The 825-nt window shown below is 69.5% G+C and carries 1 protein-coding gene and 1 pseudogene; one reads left to right on the forward strand and one right to left on the reverse strand.

From position 1 onward, the window contains the following. Positions 1 to 304, forward strand: a pseudogene (locus tag U9980_RS19255) (hypothetical protein); the annotation flags it as partial. A gap of 69 nt (positions 305 to 373) precedes the next feature. On the opposite strand, the gene U9980_RS19260 reads toward U9980_RS19255, so the two are convergent. Beyond that, positions 374 to 825, reverse strand: a 452-nt coding sequence (locus tag U9980_RS19260; protein WP_322769197.1) for a hypothetical protein, incomplete at its 5' end; no start/stop codon positions are given.

Raw genomic sequence — 825 nt, forward strand, 5'->3', positions numbered from 1 at the left:
CCTCGCCCACTGGCTCCACCGGGTCGCCACCGGGCAGGTGACCCGCAGCCCCGCCCCGGACGAAGACGCCGACGACGTCCTGTCCTTCACCGAGCCGAACCTCGCCTTCAGCCTGCACGAGCGGGACCCACACACGGCCCACCTCCGCCTGCACCTGTCGGCGGAAGCGGCACCGCCGTGGACGGCGCAGGACGCCCGCTGGCACTGGAGCGCGTTCTGCCTGCCCCTTCACCTCGGGATCGACGAGATCCGCGACGCGGCCGAGCAGTGGGAACGGGACCTCGCACCCTTCCCGACCCGATAGCGCAATCAACCCACCGTCTGCGACCCGGCCGCTCACGCCACAGGTATGGCGGTCATCGAACCGATCATCTCAGCAGTGCCCGGTCAGGACGACGATCTCGCGACCGTCGCCGTCCACCCAGATACCCGCCGTGTACGCCACATCGCCACCGGACCGGGGATGTTGCGTCACCGCGCTGCGGACCTCCCGCCAACGGCGTTGGCCGTCTGCCCCGTCGACGTAGTCCATCTGCCCCGCCGCCCAGTAGTAGATGACAAGCGGCGATCCGGCACCGATCCTCTGATCGCAGACGCGACGCGCCGTCTTCGTCGTGCGACGGGTGTAGGTGATGCCATCGGGAGTCGTCAGCTGACCGGCAGCGATCCGCTCGAACTGCTCCCGACCCAGCGGACGCTGCATCCGACCATCCTCCCGATAATTGACGTGGACGGCCAAGGCGCAGGCTACCTCCTCATGATCGCCGCCGACAGGCCGTCCCGTAGTCGGCAGACACCATCCCCTGCCCGCGCGGGCCAAGCGGG

This window comes from Protofrankia sp. Cr1, assembly GCF_963555865.1.
GTDB lineage: Bacteria > Actinomycetota > Actinomycetes > Frankiales > Frankiaceae > Protofrankia.